The sequence below is a fragment of the Marinimicrobium sp. genome (genome assembly GCF_002695945.1).
Classification (GTDB): Bacteria; Pseudomonadota; Gammaproteobacteria; order Pseudomonadales; family Cellvibrionaceae; genus Marinimicrobium; species Marinimicrobium koreense.
The window spans coordinates 1-17,201 of sequence record NZ_NZQP01000044.1 but is presented as its reverse complement, the minus strand read 5'-3'; the positions used below and the strand labels follow the sequence as shown (position 1 = coordinate 17,201).

Below are 17,201 nucleotides of genomic sequence, written 5' to 3'. Positions count from 1 at the left end.
CGGTTACGGCGGATGCGGGTCATACCGCTGCGCTCGGCTCCGCCCTACGCCACCTGAAGCGCTACCCGTAGGGCGGATAAGGGCGAAGCCCGCATCCGCCGTTACCCAACTTTTCGACCAACCTGACACGTTCTTTTTATGGACCCAACAACTCTGGACAACCTCCCCCACGGCGCCTTCAGCCCCGATGCGCCCCCGGACTTCGACGCCCGGCAGGCGGCGCTGGACCCGACCCGCTCCTTTGCGGTGGCGGCGCCCGCCGGGTCCGGGAAAACCGGGCTGCTGACTCAGCGCGTCCTGACCTTGCTGGCCCGCTGCGACGCTCCGGAAGAAGTACTGGCGATCACCTTCACCCGCAAAGCCGCCGGGGAAATGCAGGACCGCATCATGGCGGCCCTGCGCGAGGCCGCCGAACGGTCGGAGCCGGACAACCCCCACGCCCGGCGCACCTGGCGTCTGGCTCAGGCGGTCTTGCAGCGCGACGAAGAGTGCCAGTGGCAACTGCTGATGAGTCCACAGCGACTGCGCATCCAGACCATCGACAGTCTGTGTCGCGCCATCACCCGGCAACTGCCCCTGGACAGCCAGCTCGGCGCGCAACCGGACACCCTGGACGCCCCGGAACTCGCCTATCGCCAGGCCGTACATCAGTTCCTGGCCCGCCTGGAAACCGACGACACCGTCCGGGAGGACCTGAAGCGCCTGCTGCGTCACCTGGACACCAACCTGCCGGCCATCGAGACGCTGCTGATGCGTCTGCTGGCCAAGCGGGACCAGTGGCTGGGGGTGATGCTCGAGGCTCAACAGGCCCACGCCCGCCCCTACCTTGAGGCAGTACTGCAAGATGTAATTGAAGAACAACTGAACCGGGTGATCGAAGGCATCGGCTACCACGCCAGCGATCTCTGCCACCTGGCCGATCAGGCCGCCACGAACGTCGAGCAGGACAACCCGGAAAGCCCGATTCTGCGCCTGAAAGGCATCACCGCCCTGCCCGATCCGAGCCCGTCGACGGTGGCCGACTGGCAGGCGCTCGCTGAACTGATGCTCACCGCCAAGGGGGAGTGGCGCAAGCGGCTGACCAAAAAGGAAGGCTTCCCCGCGGGCAAACCCGGCGCTGCACTGAAAGAGCAGTACGGCGAGTGGGTCGCACAGATTCAGGAAGAAACCCCGGACCTGGCCGAGCAGCTGCACGCCGTGCGCCAGCTACCACCCGCGGAATACACCGAAAGCCAGTGGCAACTGCTCGACAGCCTGACCCGTCTGCTGCCGTTGCTCAGCGCCGAGCTGACCCTGATATTCAAACAATTGGGCGCCACCGACTACAGTGCCATTGCCCAGGCAGCCAGCTTCGCTCTGGGGGATGAAGAAAACCCAACGGATATCGCCCTAAAACTGGATTACCGTATTCAGCATATTCTGGTGGACGAATTTCAGGATACCGCCGCCCCACAGTTACGGCTGCTGGAGCAGCTGACCGCCGGCTGGCAACCCGACGACGGCCGCACGCTGTTTATCGTCGGTGATGGCATGCAGTCCTGCTACGGGTTCCGCGACGCCAACGTGGGCCTGTTCCTGGACGCCCGTGAGCACGGCATTGGCGAGGTACCCATGACCGCGCTGGATCTGACCGTGAACTTCCGCTCCCAGACCAACGTGGTTCGCTGGGTCAACGATATTTTTTCCCGGGCCTTTCCCGCCCGGGACGATATTGGCCGGGGTGCGGTGCGCTATTCACCGTCCATCGCCTTCAATGCCCCACTCGAGAATGAAGCCGTCCAGTTTTACGGTTGTCTGCATCAGAACGACTCGGACGACGCCGACAGTGAAGCCGTCAACCCGGAGGCCAGCCCGGACAAGACCCTGGCGCAACTGCAGGAAGCCGAGTCGGTCGCCGAGCTCGCCGAGCAGGCCCTGGCCGCCGATGAGGAAGACTCGGTGGCGATTCTGGTGCGCAGCCGACCGCACCTGCAGTGGATACTCCCCGCCCTGGCCCGGCGCGGCCTGCACTGGCAGGCCACGGAAATCGACCGACTCGCCAGTCGCATGGCGATTGTCGACCTGATGTCCCTGACGCGAGCCCTGTTGAGCCTGGACGACCGCATTGCCTGGCTTTCGATTCTGCGCGCCCCCTGGTGTGGTCTCGACCTGAACGACCTGCACGCACTGGTCACCACCGATCTCGGTGCGCAGAACCCCTGGCCCAAGTACGGCTGGCCGATGATCTGGCAGCAGCTGCAGGAACGCGATCGAATCTCCGGAATCAGCGACACCGGTCGGCGGTGCCTGGATCGACTGATGTCCGTGCTGGAGCCCGCCTGGCGGGAGCGTCATCGCAAGCCCCTACGCCAGTGGATCGAGGGCGTCTGGTTGGCGCTGGGCGGCCCGGCTCTGCTGGCCGAGCCCGGCGACGCGCAGGATATTCCGAGCTACTTCAACCTGGTGGAAAAGCACCAGCACGGCGGCGGCCTGCGGGACTGGAACACCTTCGAGCGCGGCGTCGAAAGCCTGTTCGCTGCCCCCCGGGCCGACGCCGACCCGCGCCTGCAGGTGATGACCCTGCACAAGTCCAAAGGGCTGGAGTTCGACACCGTCATCATTCCGGGGCTGGACCGGGCCAGCAGTAACGACGACAAAGAGCTGCTGCTCTGGCAACAGCGGATCAATCAGGCCGGGGAACGCCAACTGCTGCTGGGACCGCTGGCTCCCACCGGCACCGATACCGACCCGCTCTACCAATTCATGCGCAACGAAGCCAAGCTGCGGGACAGCTTCGAGGCCACCCGGCTGCTATACGTCGGCTGCACCCGCGCGGTCAAACGCCTGCATTTATTGGCCTGCGTGGGTTTGGATGCGCGCAGCGGCAAGCCTCGCGCCCCCCGCCAGGGCTCCCTGTTACGCACCATCTGGGAGCCCGTACAGGCGCAGATGTTGAGCGCCCCGGCGGGCACCCAATCGCCCTCAGCAAGCGCCAACAGTGACCACGCCTACGAGGGACTCCAACACATTCTGCGCCTGCCCCCAGACTGGCAGGCGCCGGCACCCTCCGAGGTGACCGTGTTACAGGCATACCGGGGGCGGGAGTTTGGCGACGAGGAGAACCTTCCGGAAGTGGAAGCCCCGGCCGCTCGCCTGGCCCGCCATACCGGCACCGTATTGCACAACCAGCTACAGCGGTTGAGCGAGCAGCCGTTGGATGCCTGGTCCGAGGCCTGGGCGGAGGAGCAGCGCCCATTCTGGACCTTGCAGCTGCGCCAGTTCGGCTGGGAGCCGGACACGATTGCGGAGGCTCTGGAGAAGATTCGCTGGGGGCTGCATCAGACGCTGACCGACCCGGACGGTCGCTGGCTGCTGGACCCGGCCCATGAGGAAAGCGCCTGTGAGCTGGCGATTCATCATGCTGTGGGCGGTGAGGTACGCGAGTCGGTGATTGACCGGACATTTGTGGATGGCGGTGTGCGCTGGATTGTGGATTACAAGAGCAGCCAACCGGAGGCGGATCAGTCGCCGGAGGCGTTTGTGACGCAGGAGGTGGCGACCTATACGCCGCAGTTGGCGCGCTACGCCAAGGTGATGCAAGACCTGGGCGAAACCCGCCCCATCAAAACCGCCCTGTATTTCCCGCTGCTGGCCTCGGAAAAGCGGTTGGTTGAAGTCACCGTTTAACCTCTTTGATGCATCAGGGACGGGAAGCGGCGGATGAGGTAGGTTTGGGTTACGGCGGATGCAGGTCATACCGCTGCGCTCGGCTCCGCCCTATGCGTAATTGCGGGGGCCTCGGCGACGGATGTGACCTCGTGCGGTGCGTAATTGCGGGGGTTGCGGCGACGGGTGCGGCCTTCGCGTGGCTCAGGAGGTTGCGTAGGGCGGATAAGCGCGTAGCGCGCATCCGCCGTAACCCAACGTAAAGATCACACAGGCGCTAGTTCCCGAAACGTTACGCTGGCACTGAGGGCCGGGAAGGGGAAGCTCTTTCAAGACCGTAAGCGGAGGGACTCCGCGCGTCGAGCCCCCAGGGATGGGTTTACGGCGTGTCTTGAAAGGGCTTCCCCTTCCCGGCCCGGACGTCACCGCCAATCTGGGCTTAATGTCGGTAAAGCAATTAGCGACAACTGCCAGAGATAATAAGCAGCCGATCAAATTATCCAAAAACTATCAACCCCATCGGCAAATTTCTCCCAAAAAGTGCCCCATTTTCAGTAGAATGGTGCCGTATTCTCGAAACACTCTATGGACTAACCCTAATGACCGACACGCAAATAGACGATCTCAACGTTGTCTCCCAGGAGCTGTTGATCTCACCGGCCGACCTCAAGCGCGAGCTGCCAATGACCGACAAAGCCCGGGAGGTTGTCACCCAGGGGCGGGAAACCATTCGCAATATCCTCGACCGTAAAGACCCGCGGATTTTTGTGGTAATTGGCCCCTGCTCCATCCACGATGTGGACGCGGCGATGGATTATGCCCAGCGTCTGAAGAAACTGGCCGACGAGGTCAGCGATACCATCTATGTGGTGATGCGCGTCTATTTCGAGAAGCCCCGGACCACCACCGGCTGGAAAGGCCTGATCAACGACCCCGATCTGAACGACTCGTTCAAGATCGAGAAAGGGCTGCACATGGGCCGCAAGCTGCTGCTGGATATTGCCGAGCTGGGCCTGCCCTCCGCCACCGAGGCGCTGGATCCGATCTCGCCCCAGTACATGCAGGACCTGATCAGTTGGTCTGCCATTGGCGCCCGCACCACCGAATCCCAGACGCACCGGGAAATGGCCAGTGGCCTGTCCGGAGCCGTGGGCTTCAAAAACGGTACCGATGGCAGCCTGACCGTGGCGATCAACGCCCTGAAGTCGGTTTCCAAACCGCACCGGTTTCTGGGGATCAACACCGAAGGCCAGGTTTCCATTGTCCACACCCGTGGTAACCCCTACGGCCACGTGGTACTGCGCGGTGGCAACGGCAAGCCGAATTACGATTCGGTGAGCGTCGCCATGTGCGAGCAGGAGCTGGAGAAAGCCGGGGTCAATCCGCCCAACATCATGGTCGACTGCAGTCACGCCAACTCCAATAAAAACCACGAGCTTCAGCCGCTGGTGATGGAGAACGTGGCCAATCAGATCATGGAAGGCAATGATTCGATTATTGGTCTGATGGTGGAGAGCCATATCGGCGCGGGTAACCAGCCGATTCCGGAGAATCTGAAAGACCTGAAGTATGGGGTGTCGATTACCGATGCCTGTATCGATTGGGATACCACCGTTCAGGCGTTGAAGGATATGCGGGAGAAGATCAAGGATCATCTTCAGGAGCGGGTGAAGAAGTAGCGGCAGGTATGGTGACGGCGGATGCGGGCTTCGCCCTTATCCGCCCTACGCAACCGCCGAACCATTCGTAGGGCGGATAAGCGCCACCGGCGCGCATCCGCCATTACCTCACTTGACGTTGCCCCTAACCGCACGGCCCCAATTCCCTACTGAACACCACCCAACGCCTGATACAGAGCCACCGTCGCCGACAACCGACTCAAGCGCCGCTCGACTATCTGCTCCCTCGCCTGAAACAGGTTCCGCTGAGCGTCGATCAGGGTCAACAGGTCATCACTGCCCTCCCGATACCGCACTTCCGTAAGCCGCAGCGCCCGTTCCGCTTCCACCAGAATCGCCTGATCGCTTGTCTCCTGCCCGGCCTCCAGAGTCACACGTCCCAACGCATCATCGGTTTCCTGTAACGCCACCAGAAGTGTATTCCGGTACTGAGCCAATAGTTCCTGGCGTCTCGCCTCCGTCCGACGGCTCTGGGCACGCGTGCGTCCGCCATCGAAAATCAACTGACTGAGGGACAGGCCGGCATTGTCGGATTCCCGCGCATCGCTCAACGAAAACAGTTCCGCCGTTGATAGGCTGAAACCGGCACTCAGACTCAGGGAGGGTAGAAAAGCCCGACGTGCCACCACCACGTCCGCATCGGCGGCTTGCAGTTGCGCTTCGGCTCGTGCCACATCCGGTCGTGCGAAAATGGCTTCCGCGGGCGGCTGGGCCTTCAGATCCGGCAAGCGGATGTCGCTGAGTGCCTGCGGTTCAACCGATAGTGTTTGGGGCATGGCTCCCAGCAATACCGCCAGGGCACGGCGCGTCTGTTGCGCCTGAAATTGCAACGGCGGAAGCTGTGCACGCTGAGACAACAGGCTTGTGCGTTGGCGGGCGACGTCTGCCGCACTGGCTACGCCGTTTCGATAGCGCACCTCGACGACGGTCATCACCTGCTCGCTCAGCGCCATATTGTCTTGGGCTATCTGAATGCGAGCGTGCAGCGCCTGATATTCAAACCAGGTGTTGGCAATGGCGCCGGTCAGGCTAAGGTAAGCGGCGCGGTAATCCTGCTCACTGGCACGAAAACCGGCGCGGGCGGACGCTCGTTCCGCCGCCACCCTGCCCCACAGGTCCAATTCATAACTCAACCCGAGGTTGGCGGAGGTCGACTCCGAAGAGCGGCTATCGCCCTCGACGTCCTGGTCACTGCGCACGCTGGTTCCGGCGCCGGCATTGAGGCCTGGATAGACCGAGGCGCCCGTCGCACGCATCTGCCAATCCGCCTGGCGCAGGCGCTGCTCGGCGGCCATCAGGTCCGGGCTGTTCTGTAAGGCCTGCTGCATCAGGGCGTCGAGCGGTTCAGCGCCGAACGCCTGCCACCAGCTCGCTAAGGAACTCGAGCCCTCTCGCGCGCCGGATGTTGCCAGAACACTGTTCCAGGTCAGGTCGGGATCAATCTCGGGGCGCGGCACAGGGTCGATGTTCGCACAGCCCACCAGAACACTCAGGCTGCAGCAGGCCGCAAAAACGTTGCATTTCATCGCGTTCACTCCGTGGCCAAGGCGTTGACCGGATTCAACCGGGAGGCCTTGCGCGCGGGCAGATAACCAAAAATCAGGCCGGTGGCAAAGGCGCAACTGAACGCCAGCACCACCGGCAACAGGGAGTAGTAAATGGGCGTGCCGAAATAGCTCAGTGCCGCTGCCACGGACAGCCCCAACACGACGCCAATCAAGCCACCCAGAGCTGACACCACCAGCGCCTCAATCAGAAACTGTTGCAGAATATGTCGTGTTCGCGCGCCGGTTGCCATGCGGATACCGATTTCCCGGGTACGCTCGGTGACACTGACCAACATGATATTCATTACACCGATCCCCCCAACCAACAGGGAAATGGCGGCAATGGAGCCGAGCAGCCAGGTCAGGGTGTCCTGGGTTTCGGAGATCGCCTCAATCAATGACGCCATGTTGCGAATCTGGAAGTCCTCGGTGCCGTGGCGTTGCAGCAGCAATTGGTGTACCGCATCCTGGGTGGCATTCATCCGGTCCGTATCCGCAACCGCAACGGTAATATTGCGCAGGTGTTGCTGGCCAAACAGACGCAGGCTGCCGGTGGTGTATGGCACCAGCACCACGTCATCCTGATCCTGCCCCATGGGCGAAGCGCCCCGCTCTTCCATGACCCCAATGACCTGAAAGAGCACATTGTGAATCATGATGTACTCACCCAGCGGATTTTTTTCGCCGAACAACGAATCCGCGACGGTCTGCCCCAGAACCGCCACCGAGGTGTAGTTGTTCTGCTGCTCCAGAGTAAAAAAGCTGCCGGTCGCCACCGACCACTGGCGCGCTGCCGGAAACGCGTAGGAGGTCGCGTTGATCTCGGCGCGGTGATCCGAATTGCCGTAGCGCAGTGTCTGGCCGCCGGTCAGCTCGGGAATGGCCGCAATGATATTGGGTACGGTCTGGTTGATCGCGTCCATGTCTTCCGGTACCAGAGTGGTCACACTCCAGCGCCCTCCGCGCTGGTCTGGCCCGCCGGGTCGGACCAGCAACAGATTGCTGCCCATGGAGCTGATCCGGTCCACCACGTCCTGGCGCGCGCCGTCGCCGATGGCAAGCATGGTGATGACCGAGGCCACCCCAATCACAATACCCAACAGGGTCAGTGCCGTTCGGAACAGGTTACTGCCCAATGAGCGAAGGGCGGTTTTGGTGCCTTCGGTCAGCTCGTTGGCAAACGGCGGGTCGCGGTGCCAATCAGGAGCGGGCTGGTCGGACAGCTGCTCCGCGTCCGATACCGGCTCAGCCGCGCCCGGATCGGCGACAATCCGACCATCACTGATATCGATACGCCGATGGGCGTGTTTGGCTACTTCCGGATCATGAGTGATCAGTACAATGGTGTGGCCCTGTGCAGACAGGGACTGCAACAACGCCATCACTTCCCGTCCGCTGTGACTGTCCAGTGCGCCAGTGGGCTCGTCTGCCAGAATGATCTGGCCACCGTTCATCAGCGCCCGGGCAATCGAAACCCGCTGCTGTTGACCACCGGATAATTGGCTGGGTTTGTGGTCGAGCCGATCAGCCAGTCCAAGTGTGGACAGCAATTCCCGGGCCCGCTCGCGCCGCTGGGCCGGTGTGAGCGCGGAGTAGATTGCCGGCATTTCGACATTCTCCAGTGCACTGGCGCCGGGCAGGAGGTTGTAGCTCTGGAAGACAAAGCCGAAAGACTCCCGACGCAACTGGGCCAACTCATCCGGCGAGAGATTGGCAACGTCGCGCCCGTTGAAGCAATACTGGCCTTCAGTGGGTTTGTCCAGGCAACCGATGATATTCATCAGGGTCGATTTACCCGAGCCGGAGGCGCCCATGATGGCGACAAACTCCCCGGGGTAAACCGTCAGGTCAATACCGTGCAGTACCCGGGTTTCAAGCTCGCCGTTGTGGTAGCTCTTGGTAACACCGGACAAGCTCAGGATGGGGGTGCTCGACATCAGCGAAACATCCGTGGAATGCCACTACCCTGCTCGCGCCGGTTGCGGCTTTCCGGTCCACTAAGCAGAACCCGTTCGCCCTCACTCAACCCGGACAGGATTTCCGCGTGCACCCGATCGGTGACACCGACGCGCACCTCCCGTAACGCCGGCTCAGCGCCGGGGCTCACCACAGAAACCGTTGCCGATCGTCCGCTCCGGGAAGCTGCTTCAGTGTTACGTTGAGTCCGCTCTCCGTAGCGCAATGCGGATACCGGGACGATCAGGGCATCGTCAGCGGCTCCGGCGACAAAAAACACCTGAGCCGTCATCTGGGGCAGCAAGCGTCCACCGGGATTTGGCACATCAAACAGGGCGTAATAGAGCACCACATTGTTTTCGACTAGGGGAGTCGGTTCAATCCGGGACAACTGCCCTTCCCAGCGTCGCCCCTGATTGCCCAGGGTGGTGAAGTAAACCGGCATTCCGGCCTCCAACTGGCCGATATCCGCCTCCGACACCTGGGCCTGGACACTCATGGTGTCCAGGTCGGCAATGCGCATCAGTATCGGGGTCGTTTGGGAGGCGTTCAGCGTCTGCCCTTGGCGGGCGTCGATGGTCACGATGGTGCCGTCCATGGGGGCATAGATTTTGGCGTACTCGAGGTTGGCTTCCTCGGCACGCAACGTGGATTGTGTCTGCTCGATCTGGGCACTCAGTGCTTCGATCTGTGCCTCGGCGGAACGCAATGACGCTTCCGCACTTTGCAGTGCTTCGCGGGTGGTCGCATCTTCGGCGAAGAGGTTTTTCTGGCGCTGGAGCTGAATTTCGGCCAGTGTCAGTTGCGCCTTGCGGTCCTTCAGTTGCGCCTGCTGGTTGCGCAACTGCGCTCGGGTGCCATCGACGCGGGCGAGGTACACCGTGGGGTCAATTTCCGCGAGCAGATCCCCCTGTTTGACCTCATCACCCACCTGCACGTGCAGGGTTTCCAACTGGCCGGACACCTGAGCACCGACATCCACATAGGTGCGGGGTTGCAGCACGCCGGTCGCGGTAACCAATGCCTCGATATTGCCACGGCGGACTTCGACGCTGGCGAGCGCCTCTTCGTTAGAACCGCTCGGCCAGAATTGAAACACGGCCAAGGTGATCAGAACGAGCGCGGCGACAAGCACCGCTTTTTTGAAAAGTTGCCGGGAAACCACCATCCGTTGTTATCGCTCCTGCCTGTATTTATTGGAGCGGCTATTGTGCGGCAGTTACGACGTGGTTGGCAGCGGTTTTACCGGGCTTTAACCCGGCTTTACATCCGTTAACACGGATGTAAAGCCGGGTTACGGAGGATCGCGTCAGATATAAGCGTTGGTGCGGTCGGTGTGGTCGGTCACATCCCGAACACCCGCCAACTCGGGCAGCTTCTCTTTCAGCGTCGCTTCAACGCCGTTTTTCAGGGTCACTTCCACGGCCCCACAGCCCTGGCAACCGCCGCCGAAACGCAATACGGCGTAGTTGTCCTCGGTGATCTCCACCAGGCTGACGTTACCCCCATGAGAGGCGAGGCCCGGGTTGATTTCGTTGTACAGGACGTAGTTGATGCGGTCTTCGAGCGGACTGTCGTCATTGACCTGGGGCATTTTGGCATTTGGCGCCCGGATGGTGAGCTGCCCACCCATGCGGTCCGGGGAGTAATCGACCTTGGCGTCTTCCAGGTATGGCAGGCTGCGGCCTTCAAAGTAGGCTTTGAAGGCGGTCAGTTCGACGATTTCGTCGTCTTCCTTTTCTTCGCCGGGGCGGCAGTAGGCAATGCAGGTCTCGGCCTGGGGGGTTCCCGGGCTGGCAACAAACATGCGAATTCCGACGCCCTCGCTGTCCTTCTGTTTGTTCAGAAGCTCTTTGAGGTACTGCTGGGCGGATTCGGTGATCTGTACATTGACCATAGTGGCGTGCGGGCCTCCAATACTGGGACAGGCGTATACCTGATTGATTTACTCGGGTATTTTACGGGATATTGGGCTTGGAGACAAAGGGGTAGAAAATTGGGACAGAGTGCAGTAGCTGCGTCACGCCCGATCCGGCACGGGGTGTACCGTTTGTAGACCCGCCGTGAATCCATCCCTGGAGGCTTCTCATCGGCATCCATGCCTCAGAGAGTCTACAAACGGTACACCCCGCACCGGCTCTCAGTGCCACAATTTGACGTAGGGTGGATAAGCCCGGAGGGCGCCATCCACCATAATTAAGCATGGCAGCGGCATTATTTGGTGGATGACGGGGTTTCACCCCTTATCCACCATACAGAATTGGTATGTAGCGGATATTTAGGGTGCTATTTCCCGGAACGCTATGCAGGCACAGCGGAGGGAGGGAAGGGATCTTTGAGGACGTCGCCTGCCTGGACGGCAGGCGATCGAGCCCCCATGGATGGGTTTACGGCGTGCCTCAAAGACCCCTTCCCTCCCGCAGCCCTCGGCGACGAAGTCTTCCGCGAGATCACTTCAACATGCTCGAACCTGCGATCTTGCGCCATTTCTGCTAAAATCCATGCCCTTTCGAATCAAATCAATCCCCTCTGATAGGTAATCCATGAGCCTGACCGACGATCGCCAAGCCCGTATTGACGCCCTCCATCGCCTGGTGCGCGAGCGCATCCTGATTCTCGATGGCGGCATGGGCACCATGATCCAGAACCTCAAACTGTCCGAGGCCGAGTATCGGGGCGCGCGCTTTGCGGATTACCACCAGGACGTCGCGGGTAACAACGACCTGCTGGCCATTACCCAACCGGCCATGCTCAAAGACATCTATAAGGGCTACCTCGACGCAGGGGCCGATATCGTCGAAACCAACACCTTCAACTCCACCCGTGTCTCCATGGCCGACTATGAAATGGAAGACCTGGTGCCGGAGTTGAATCGGGCCGCCGCGCGGTTGGCTCGGGAAGTGGCCGACGAGTACACCGCCGACAACCCGGATAAACCCCGCTTCGTCGCCGGGGTGCTTGGGCCCACCAGTCGCACCTGCTCCATTTCACCGGATGTGAACGACCCCGGTGCGCGCAACATTACCTTCGATGAGTTGGTCGAGAACTATATGGAAGCCCTCGACGGGCTGGTCAAGGGTGGCTCGGACCTGATTCTGATCGAAACCGTATTCGATACCCTCAACGCCAAAGCCGCCACCTTCGCGGTACAGACCTATTTTGAGCAGAACGGTGTTGAGCTGCCGCTGATGATTTCCGGCACCATTACCGATGCTTCCGGACGCACCCTGTCCGGGCAGACCACCGAAGCCTTTTACAACTCCCTGGCCCACTCAAGCCCCTTCTCCATGGGCCTGAACTGCGCCCTGGGCGCCGAGGAACTGCGCCCCTACGTGCAGGAAATGTCCCGGGTGGCCAACTGCTGGGTGTCAGCGCACCCGAACGCCGGCCTGCCCAATGAGTTCGGCGAATACGATCAGTCCCCCGAGGAAATGGTTGCCGTCGTCGAAGAGTTTGCGGCCAGCGGTCTGGTGAACATTATCGGTGGTTGCTGTGGTACCACACCGGAGCACATCAAAGCGATTGCCGATGCCGTGGCCACGCACGCCCCGCGGCCGCTGCCCGACATTGCGCCGGCCTGTCGCCTGTCTGGCCTGGAACCCTTCAACATCACCAAGGACTCCCTGTTCGTCAACGTGGGTGAGCGCTGTAACGTTACCGGCTCGGCCAAGTTCAAGCGTCTGATCGTGGAAGAGGATTACACCACTGCACTCGAAGTCGCCCTGGAGCAGGTCGAGGGCGGCGCCCAGGTGATCGACGTCAATATGGATGAGGCAATGCTGGACTCCGAGAAAGCCATGGTGCGCTTTCTCAATCTGATTGCCGGCGAACCCGATATTGCTCGGGTGCCGGTGATGGTCGACTCCTCCAAGTGGACCGTGATTGAAGCCGGGCTGAAATGCATTCAGGGCAAGCCGATCGTCAACTCCATCAGTCTGAAGGAAGGCGAAGAAGAGTTCATTGAGCGCGCCCGACTTTGTCGCAAGTATGGTGCAGCGGTGGTCGTAATGGCGTTTGATGAAGATGGTCAGGCCGATACCGCGGCGCGCAAGAAAGAAATCTGCGAACGTTCCTATCGCGTTCTGGTCGACAAAGTGGGCTTCCCGCCCCAGGACATTATTTTTGACCCGAATATTTTTGCCATTGCCACCGGCATTGACGAGCACAACAACTACGCGGTGGATTTCATTGAGGCCACCCGCTGGATCCGGGAAAACCTGCCCCACGCCGGTGTGAGCGGTGGTGTATCCAACGTGTCGTTCTCCTTCCGGGGCAATAATCCGGTGCGCGAAGCGATTCACTCGGTGTTTCTGTACCACGCCATCAAGGCCGGCTTGAACATGGGTATCGTCAACGCCAGCCAGTTGGCGGTGTACGACGACCTGCCCGAAGAGCTGAAAGAGAAAGTCGAAGATGTGGTGCTCAACCGCAAAGATGACGCGACGGAAACCCTGCTTGAAATTGCCGAAAAGTACAAAGGCGACGGCAGCAGCGGCGAGAAAAAGGAAGATCTCGAGTGGCGCAGCTGGGCCGTGGAAAAGCGCATTGAGCACTCACTGGTCAAGGGCATCACCGCCTACATCATCGAAGACACCGAAGAAGCCCGCCAGCGCGCTGACAAGCCACTGGATGTGATCGAGGGCCCATTGATGGACGGCATGAACGTGGTCGGCGATCTGTTCGGTGCGGGCAAGATGTTCCTTCCCCAGGTGGTCAAGTCCGCCCGGGTGATGAAACAATCCGTGGCTTACCTCCAGCCCTTTATCGAAGCGGAGAAAACCGAGGCCAGCAAACCCAACGGCAAAATTCTGATGGCCACGGTCAAAGGGGATGTGCACGATATCGGCAAGAACATTGTCGGGGTCGTATTGCAATGTAACAACTACGAAGTGGTCGACCTGGGCGTGATGGTTCCGACCGAAAAAATCCTCAAGGTGGCCGTAGAGGAGAACTGCGACATCATCGGCCTGTCCGGTCTGATTACTCCGTCGCTGGATGAAATGGTGAATGTCGCCCGGGAGATGCAGCGTCAGGGTATTGATAAACCATTGATGATCGGTGGCGCCACCACGTCGAAAGCCCACACAGCGGTCAAAATCGACCCGGCGTTCAACCTGAACCAGGTGGTCTATGTGGCTGACGCGTCCCGCGCGGTTGGCGTGGCAGGCAGCCTGCTCTCCGATGCCAACCGCCCGAAGTTCGTTGCCGACCTGCAGGCCGAATACGACAAGGTGCGCGAGCGCAACGCCAACCGCAAACCCCGCGGCACTCTGCGCACCTACCCGAAAGCGATCGAGAATGCACCGGCGATGGCCTGGGACGACTACACGCCCCCTGCCCCGACCTTTACCGGCCTGAAGGTTTTTGATGATTACCCACTGGAAGACCTGCTGGATACCGTCGACTGGACACCCTTCTTCATGTCCTGGGATCTGGTCGGCAAGTACCCGAAAATTCTCGATGATGAAATCGTCGGTGAAGCCGCCCGCAACCTGTTTGACGACGCAAAGAAAATGCTGCGCAAGCTGATTGACGAGAAACGCCTGAAAGCGCGCGGGGTCATCGGCCTCTGGCCCGCCAACACGGTCAATCACGATGACATTGAAATTTATGATGACAAGGGCAAGGTGATCGACACTCTGCACCACATTCGTCAACAGAATCAGAAACCCGGTAACGATCCGGCCAACTATTCATTGGCCGATTTTGTGGCGCCCAAGGACTCTGGCAAGCAGGATTATATCGGTGGCTTCGCGGTCACCGCCGGTATCGGTGCCGAAGAGCTCGCGAAGGAGTACGAAGCGGCCGGGGACGACTACAACGCAATTATGGTCAAAGCCCTGGCCGACCGTCTGGCCGAGGCCTTTGCCGAACATATGCACCGCCGGGTACGGACCGAGTTCTGGGGCTATCAGCCGGATGAGACGTTGAGCAACGACGAGTTGATCCGGGAAAAATACCAGGGCATCCGCCCTGCCCCGGGCTACCCCGCGTGCCCGGACCACACCGAGAAAGCGACGCTGTTCCGGGTGTTGGATGCGGAGAAGAACTCCGGCCTCGAACTGACCGACAGCTTTGCCATGTACCCCACCGCCGCGGTCTCCGGCTGGTATTTCTCCCACCCGAAATCCAAGTATTTCAATGTGGGGAAAATCCAGAAGGATCAGGTGGAAAGCCTGGCCAAGCGCAAAGGCATGAGCCTGACCGAAATGGAGCGCTGGTTGAGCCCGGTGCTTGGGTATGAACCGGGGACCGAGTGATCACCAAAATATTCACTTTCAAGTGACTTTACGGCGGATGCGGGGTTTAATCGCTGCGCTCGGCCCCTACGGATACCACGGCAGCTCGCGTAGGGCGGATAAGGGCGAAGCCCGCATCCGCCGTTACCCGTCCCAGAAGGGGCACCGAAACAAACTAAGCTACAGAGCGCCGTTACCCACCCCGCAACTGCCGCAAAGCCCGCTGCGCCATCTGGGTCATTCGATCGATCAACCGGATCAGCACCCAACGCATGAGCTCTCTGGTTAGCTCCGCCGTCGTCTCCGCAATCGCCCCAAAGCCCAAGAGCTTCATAATCCGTCGCATCAACCGCAACACCCAGAACCCGGCGTCTTTGGACGCATCAACGCCCTGCCGCAAGGCCAGCGCAATTCGGTCCGCCAAGGTCAGCCCGCCCATCAATGCCGCCTGAATCGGCGCCACAAACACCACGCTGATTTTCCTCAGCACCCATGCCATCGCACTATTGATCCGCTCCCAAACCGACGGATCCGTGGGATTATCCAGCGTGTCTCGGGACAACCATTGTTTGAGCGCCTCTTCTCCCAGCTCGGGGTTGGGACGTCCTTTCAACGCCAACCAACTGCACTGACGAGTGCTGTCCACATAGTGACCGATACGGTGGGCGGCGAAGGAAATGGCGCCTCGGCCCCAGGGAATGTGATAGCCATCACCGGGTGATGGCGGGTGGCGGTAGGGGTAAACCGGAATCATCGGGACGGGATCGGTTTTATGGTAGACACGGTAAATATTGCTCGAGAGGGCCCTGTTCGTCAGATGCCGAGCAAAGCCTTCCAGCCCGACACGGGGTGCGCCAAAGGTGTAGAGTTTGACCGGGTTGCGACGTTGGCCTTTGAGCCAGTCTGCCAGTTTGGAAACATCTTCAACGTGGGTCAGGAGTTTTCACAGGACGGCAAACAGTTCGATGAACTCTTCGAAGAAGGAGACGAGTTTAAGATTGGAGAACTGAATGTTCGAGTCATGCATACCCCCGGCCACACGCCCGCCTGCCTGACTTACGTAATTGAGGATGCGGCCTTCGTGGGCGACACGCTGTTTATGCCGGACTACGGCACTGCACGAGCAGACTTCCCCGGCGGCGACGCCCGGACTCTGTACCGCTCGGTACAAAAGCTGTACGCGCTGCCCGACGAGACTCGGTTGTTTCTGTGCCATGATTACCTATCCGAGGGACGCGATCACCATCAATGGCAAACTACCGTAAGAGAGCAACGGCAGCACAACATCCACATTCACGAGGGCGTCGACGAAGACGAGTTTGTGACGATGCGTGAAAAACGCGATGCCACACTGGGCATGCCGAAGTTGATTCTACCCTCCATTCAGATCAACATGCGGGCAGGCAGTTTCCCGCCAAAAGAGGACAACGGCATGAGCTACCTAAAACTCCCTCTAAACCACTTCTAAAACGAACTCCGGGCGAGAGAGAGACAGGTATAAACGCTTGTATCGTACCCATCGAGATTGGCTACAAGAGACACCCCATTGTCAAACTATCCCTCACGCCAAGTGGGGCAACAGTTGAATCGCGCTCCACGACGGCGCAGGTCTGCAAGTTGGTCGATTTACACGCCTCGACCGTATTTCGTTAGTCGGTCAAATACCAGCCAACGTCAACAAGGAAGTTTTGGAGGGGGGATTAACCAGATGAGGATGATGAGCGGTAGTAGTGGCGAGACTAAAAAAGCCCTGGAGGTCGCACGACCTCCAGGGTTACCTCTGTTAAGCTTTCCGGTTTGCGCGGCTCCCGCCGTGGACGAGACTGTAGAGCGCGGGCAGCACCAGCAGCGTCAGCAATGTTGACGAAATGATCCCACCGATGACTACAGTGGCCAACGGACGCTGCACCTCGGCACCAGTTCCAGTGTTAAGCGCCATGGGCACGAAACCCAGGCTAGCAACCAGCGCAGTCATCAGCACGGGACGCAGGCGTAGTAGTGCCCCCTCGATAATGGAAGACGCCAGATCACCTGACATGTAGTAGTTCAGACTTGATCTGACAGTTACCGGTTTTTCCGATGGTGTCTGTCAGGTCAAGTTCAGCCTACGAACTTTTCCTTCCAGATTCGTTTGC

At 60.2% G+C, this 17,201-nt stretch carries 9 protein-coding genes and 1 pseudogene; 4 read left to right on the top strand and 6 right to left on the bottom strand.

Annotated elements, in window-relative coordinates:
* The first annotated feature begins 138 nt into the window (after window positions 1-138).
* Window positions 139-3,666 carry a UvrD-helicase domain-containing protein gene (locus CMG77_RS10065; RefSeq protein ID WP_286804365.1) on the top strand — a complete coding sequence of 1,176 codons (3,528 nt, stop codon included), beginning with the start codon at window positions 139-141 and terminating at the stop codon, window positions 3,664-3,666.
* Between the two features lie 578 nt (window positions 3,667-4,244).
* On the top strand, window positions 4,245-5,324 hold the full coding sequence (locus CMG77_RS10060) for a 3-deoxy-7-phosphoheptulonate synthase (protein WP_024460021.1): 1,080 nt from the start codon (window positions 4,245-4,247) through the stop codon (window positions 5,322-5,324).
* Between the two features lie 146 nt (window positions 5,325-5,470).
* Here the strand turns inward: CMG77_RS10060 and CMG77_RS10055 are convergent, their stop codons facing one another.
* From CMG77_RS10055 to nfuA, 4 genes are all read right to left on the bottom strand, one after another.
* Window positions 5,471-6,850 (bottom strand): efflux transporter outer membrane subunit, encoded by a 1,380-nt coding sequence (locus CMG77_RS10055; protein ID WP_286804366.1) that lies wholly within the window; start codon window positions 6,848-6,850, stop codon window positions 5,471-5,473.
* Between the two features lie 5 nt (window positions 6,851-6,855).
* Window positions 6,856-8,808 (bottom strand): MacB family efflux pump subunit, encoded by a 1,953-nt coding sequence (locus CMG77_RS10050; protein WP_286804367.1) that lies wholly within the window; start codon window positions 8,806-8,808, stop codon window positions 6,856-6,858.
* The gene (locus CMG77_RS10045; protein WP_286804368.1) at window positions 8,808-9,995 is read right to left on the bottom strand and encodes an efflux RND transporter periplasmic adaptor subunit; all 1,188 of its coding nucleotides are present in this window, start codon (window positions 9,993-9,995) and stop codon (window positions 8,808-8,810) included. The genes CMG77_RS10050 and CMG77_RS10045 overlap by 1 nt, the downstream gene beginning before the upstream one ends.
* Window positions 9,996-10,136: 141 nt before the next feature.
* Window positions 10,137-10,724, bottom strand: a complete 588-nt coding sequence (gene nfuA, locus CMG77_RS10040) for a Fe-S biogenesis protein NfuA (protein ID WP_286804369.1) — start codon at window positions 10,722-10,724, stop codon at window positions 10,137-10,139.
* Between the two features lie 646 nt (window positions 10,725-11,370).
* Here nfuA and metH point away from each other — a divergent pair.
* Window positions 11,371-15,087: a methionine synthase gene (gene metH, locus CMG77_RS10035; RefSeq protein ID WP_286804370.1), complete on the top strand. Its 3,717-nt coding sequence runs from the start codon at window positions 11,371-11,373 to the stop codon at window positions 15,085-15,087.
* A gap of 172 nt (window positions 15,088-15,259) precedes the next feature.
* Here metH and CMG77_RS10030 read toward each other — a convergent pair whose 3' ends face one another.
* Window positions 15,260-15,820, bottom strand: coding sequence for a hypothetical protein (locus tag CMG77_RS10030; protein WP_286804371.1), 561 nt, complete (start codon window positions 15,818-15,820; stop codon window positions 15,260-15,262).
* 63 nt (window positions 15,821-15,883) lie between these two features.
* Here CMG77_RS10030 and CMG77_RS10025 point away from each other — a divergent pair, with 63 nt between their 5' ends.
* On the top strand, window positions 15,884-16,534 hold the full coding sequence (locus tag CMG77_RS10025; RefSeq protein ID WP_353743476.1) for an MBL fold metallo-hydrolase: 651 nt from the start codon (window positions 15,884-15,886) through the stop codon (window positions 16,532-16,534).
* Window positions 16,535-16,849: 315 nt separating this feature from the next.
* Here CMG77_RS10025 and CMG77_RS10020 read toward each other — a convergent pair.
* Window positions 16,850-17,089: pseudogene (locus CMG77_RS10020) on the bottom strand (efflux RND transporter permease subunit); the annotation flags it as partial.
* Window positions 17,090-17,201: the final 112 nt, after the last annotated feature.

Bases quoted from the DNA above. Each gene is read 5' to 3' on its own strand.
- CMG77_RS10065 (WP_286804365.1), top strand. From the start codon at position 139: ATGGACCCAACAACTCTGGACAACCTCCCCCACGGCGCCTTCAGCCCC.
- CMG77_RS10060 (WP_024460021.1), top strand. From the start codon at position 4,245: ATGACCGACACGCAAATAGACGATCTCAACGTTGTCTCCCAGGAGCTG.
- CMG77_RS10055 (WP_286804366.1), bottom strand. From the start codon at position 6,850: ATGAAATGCAACGTTTTTGCGGCCTGCTGCAGCCTGAGTGTTCTGGTG.
- CMG77_RS10050 (WP_286804367.1), bottom strand. From the start codon at position 8,808: ATGTCGAGCACCCCCATCCTGAGCTTGTCCGGTGTTACCAAGAGCTAC.
- CMG77_RS10045 (WP_286804368.1), bottom strand. From the start codon at position 9,995: ATGGTGGTTTCCCGGCAACTTTTCAAAAAAGCGGTGCTTGTCGCCGCG.
- nfuA (WP_286804369.1), bottom strand. From the start codon at position 10,724: ATGGTCAATGTACAGATCACCGAATCCGCCCAGCAGTACCTCAAAGAG.
- metH (WP_286804370.1), top strand. From the start codon at position 11,371: ATGAGCCTGACCGACGATCGCCAAGCCCGTATTGACGCCCTCCATCGC.
- CMG77_RS10030 (WP_286804371.1), bottom strand. From the start codon at position 15,820: ATGATTCCGGTTTACCCCTACCGCCACCCGCCATCACCCGGTGATGGC.
- CMG77_RS10025 (WP_353743476.1), top strand. From the start codon at position 15,884: ATGCCGAGCAAAGCCTTCCAGCCCGACACGGGGTGCGCCAAAGGTGTA.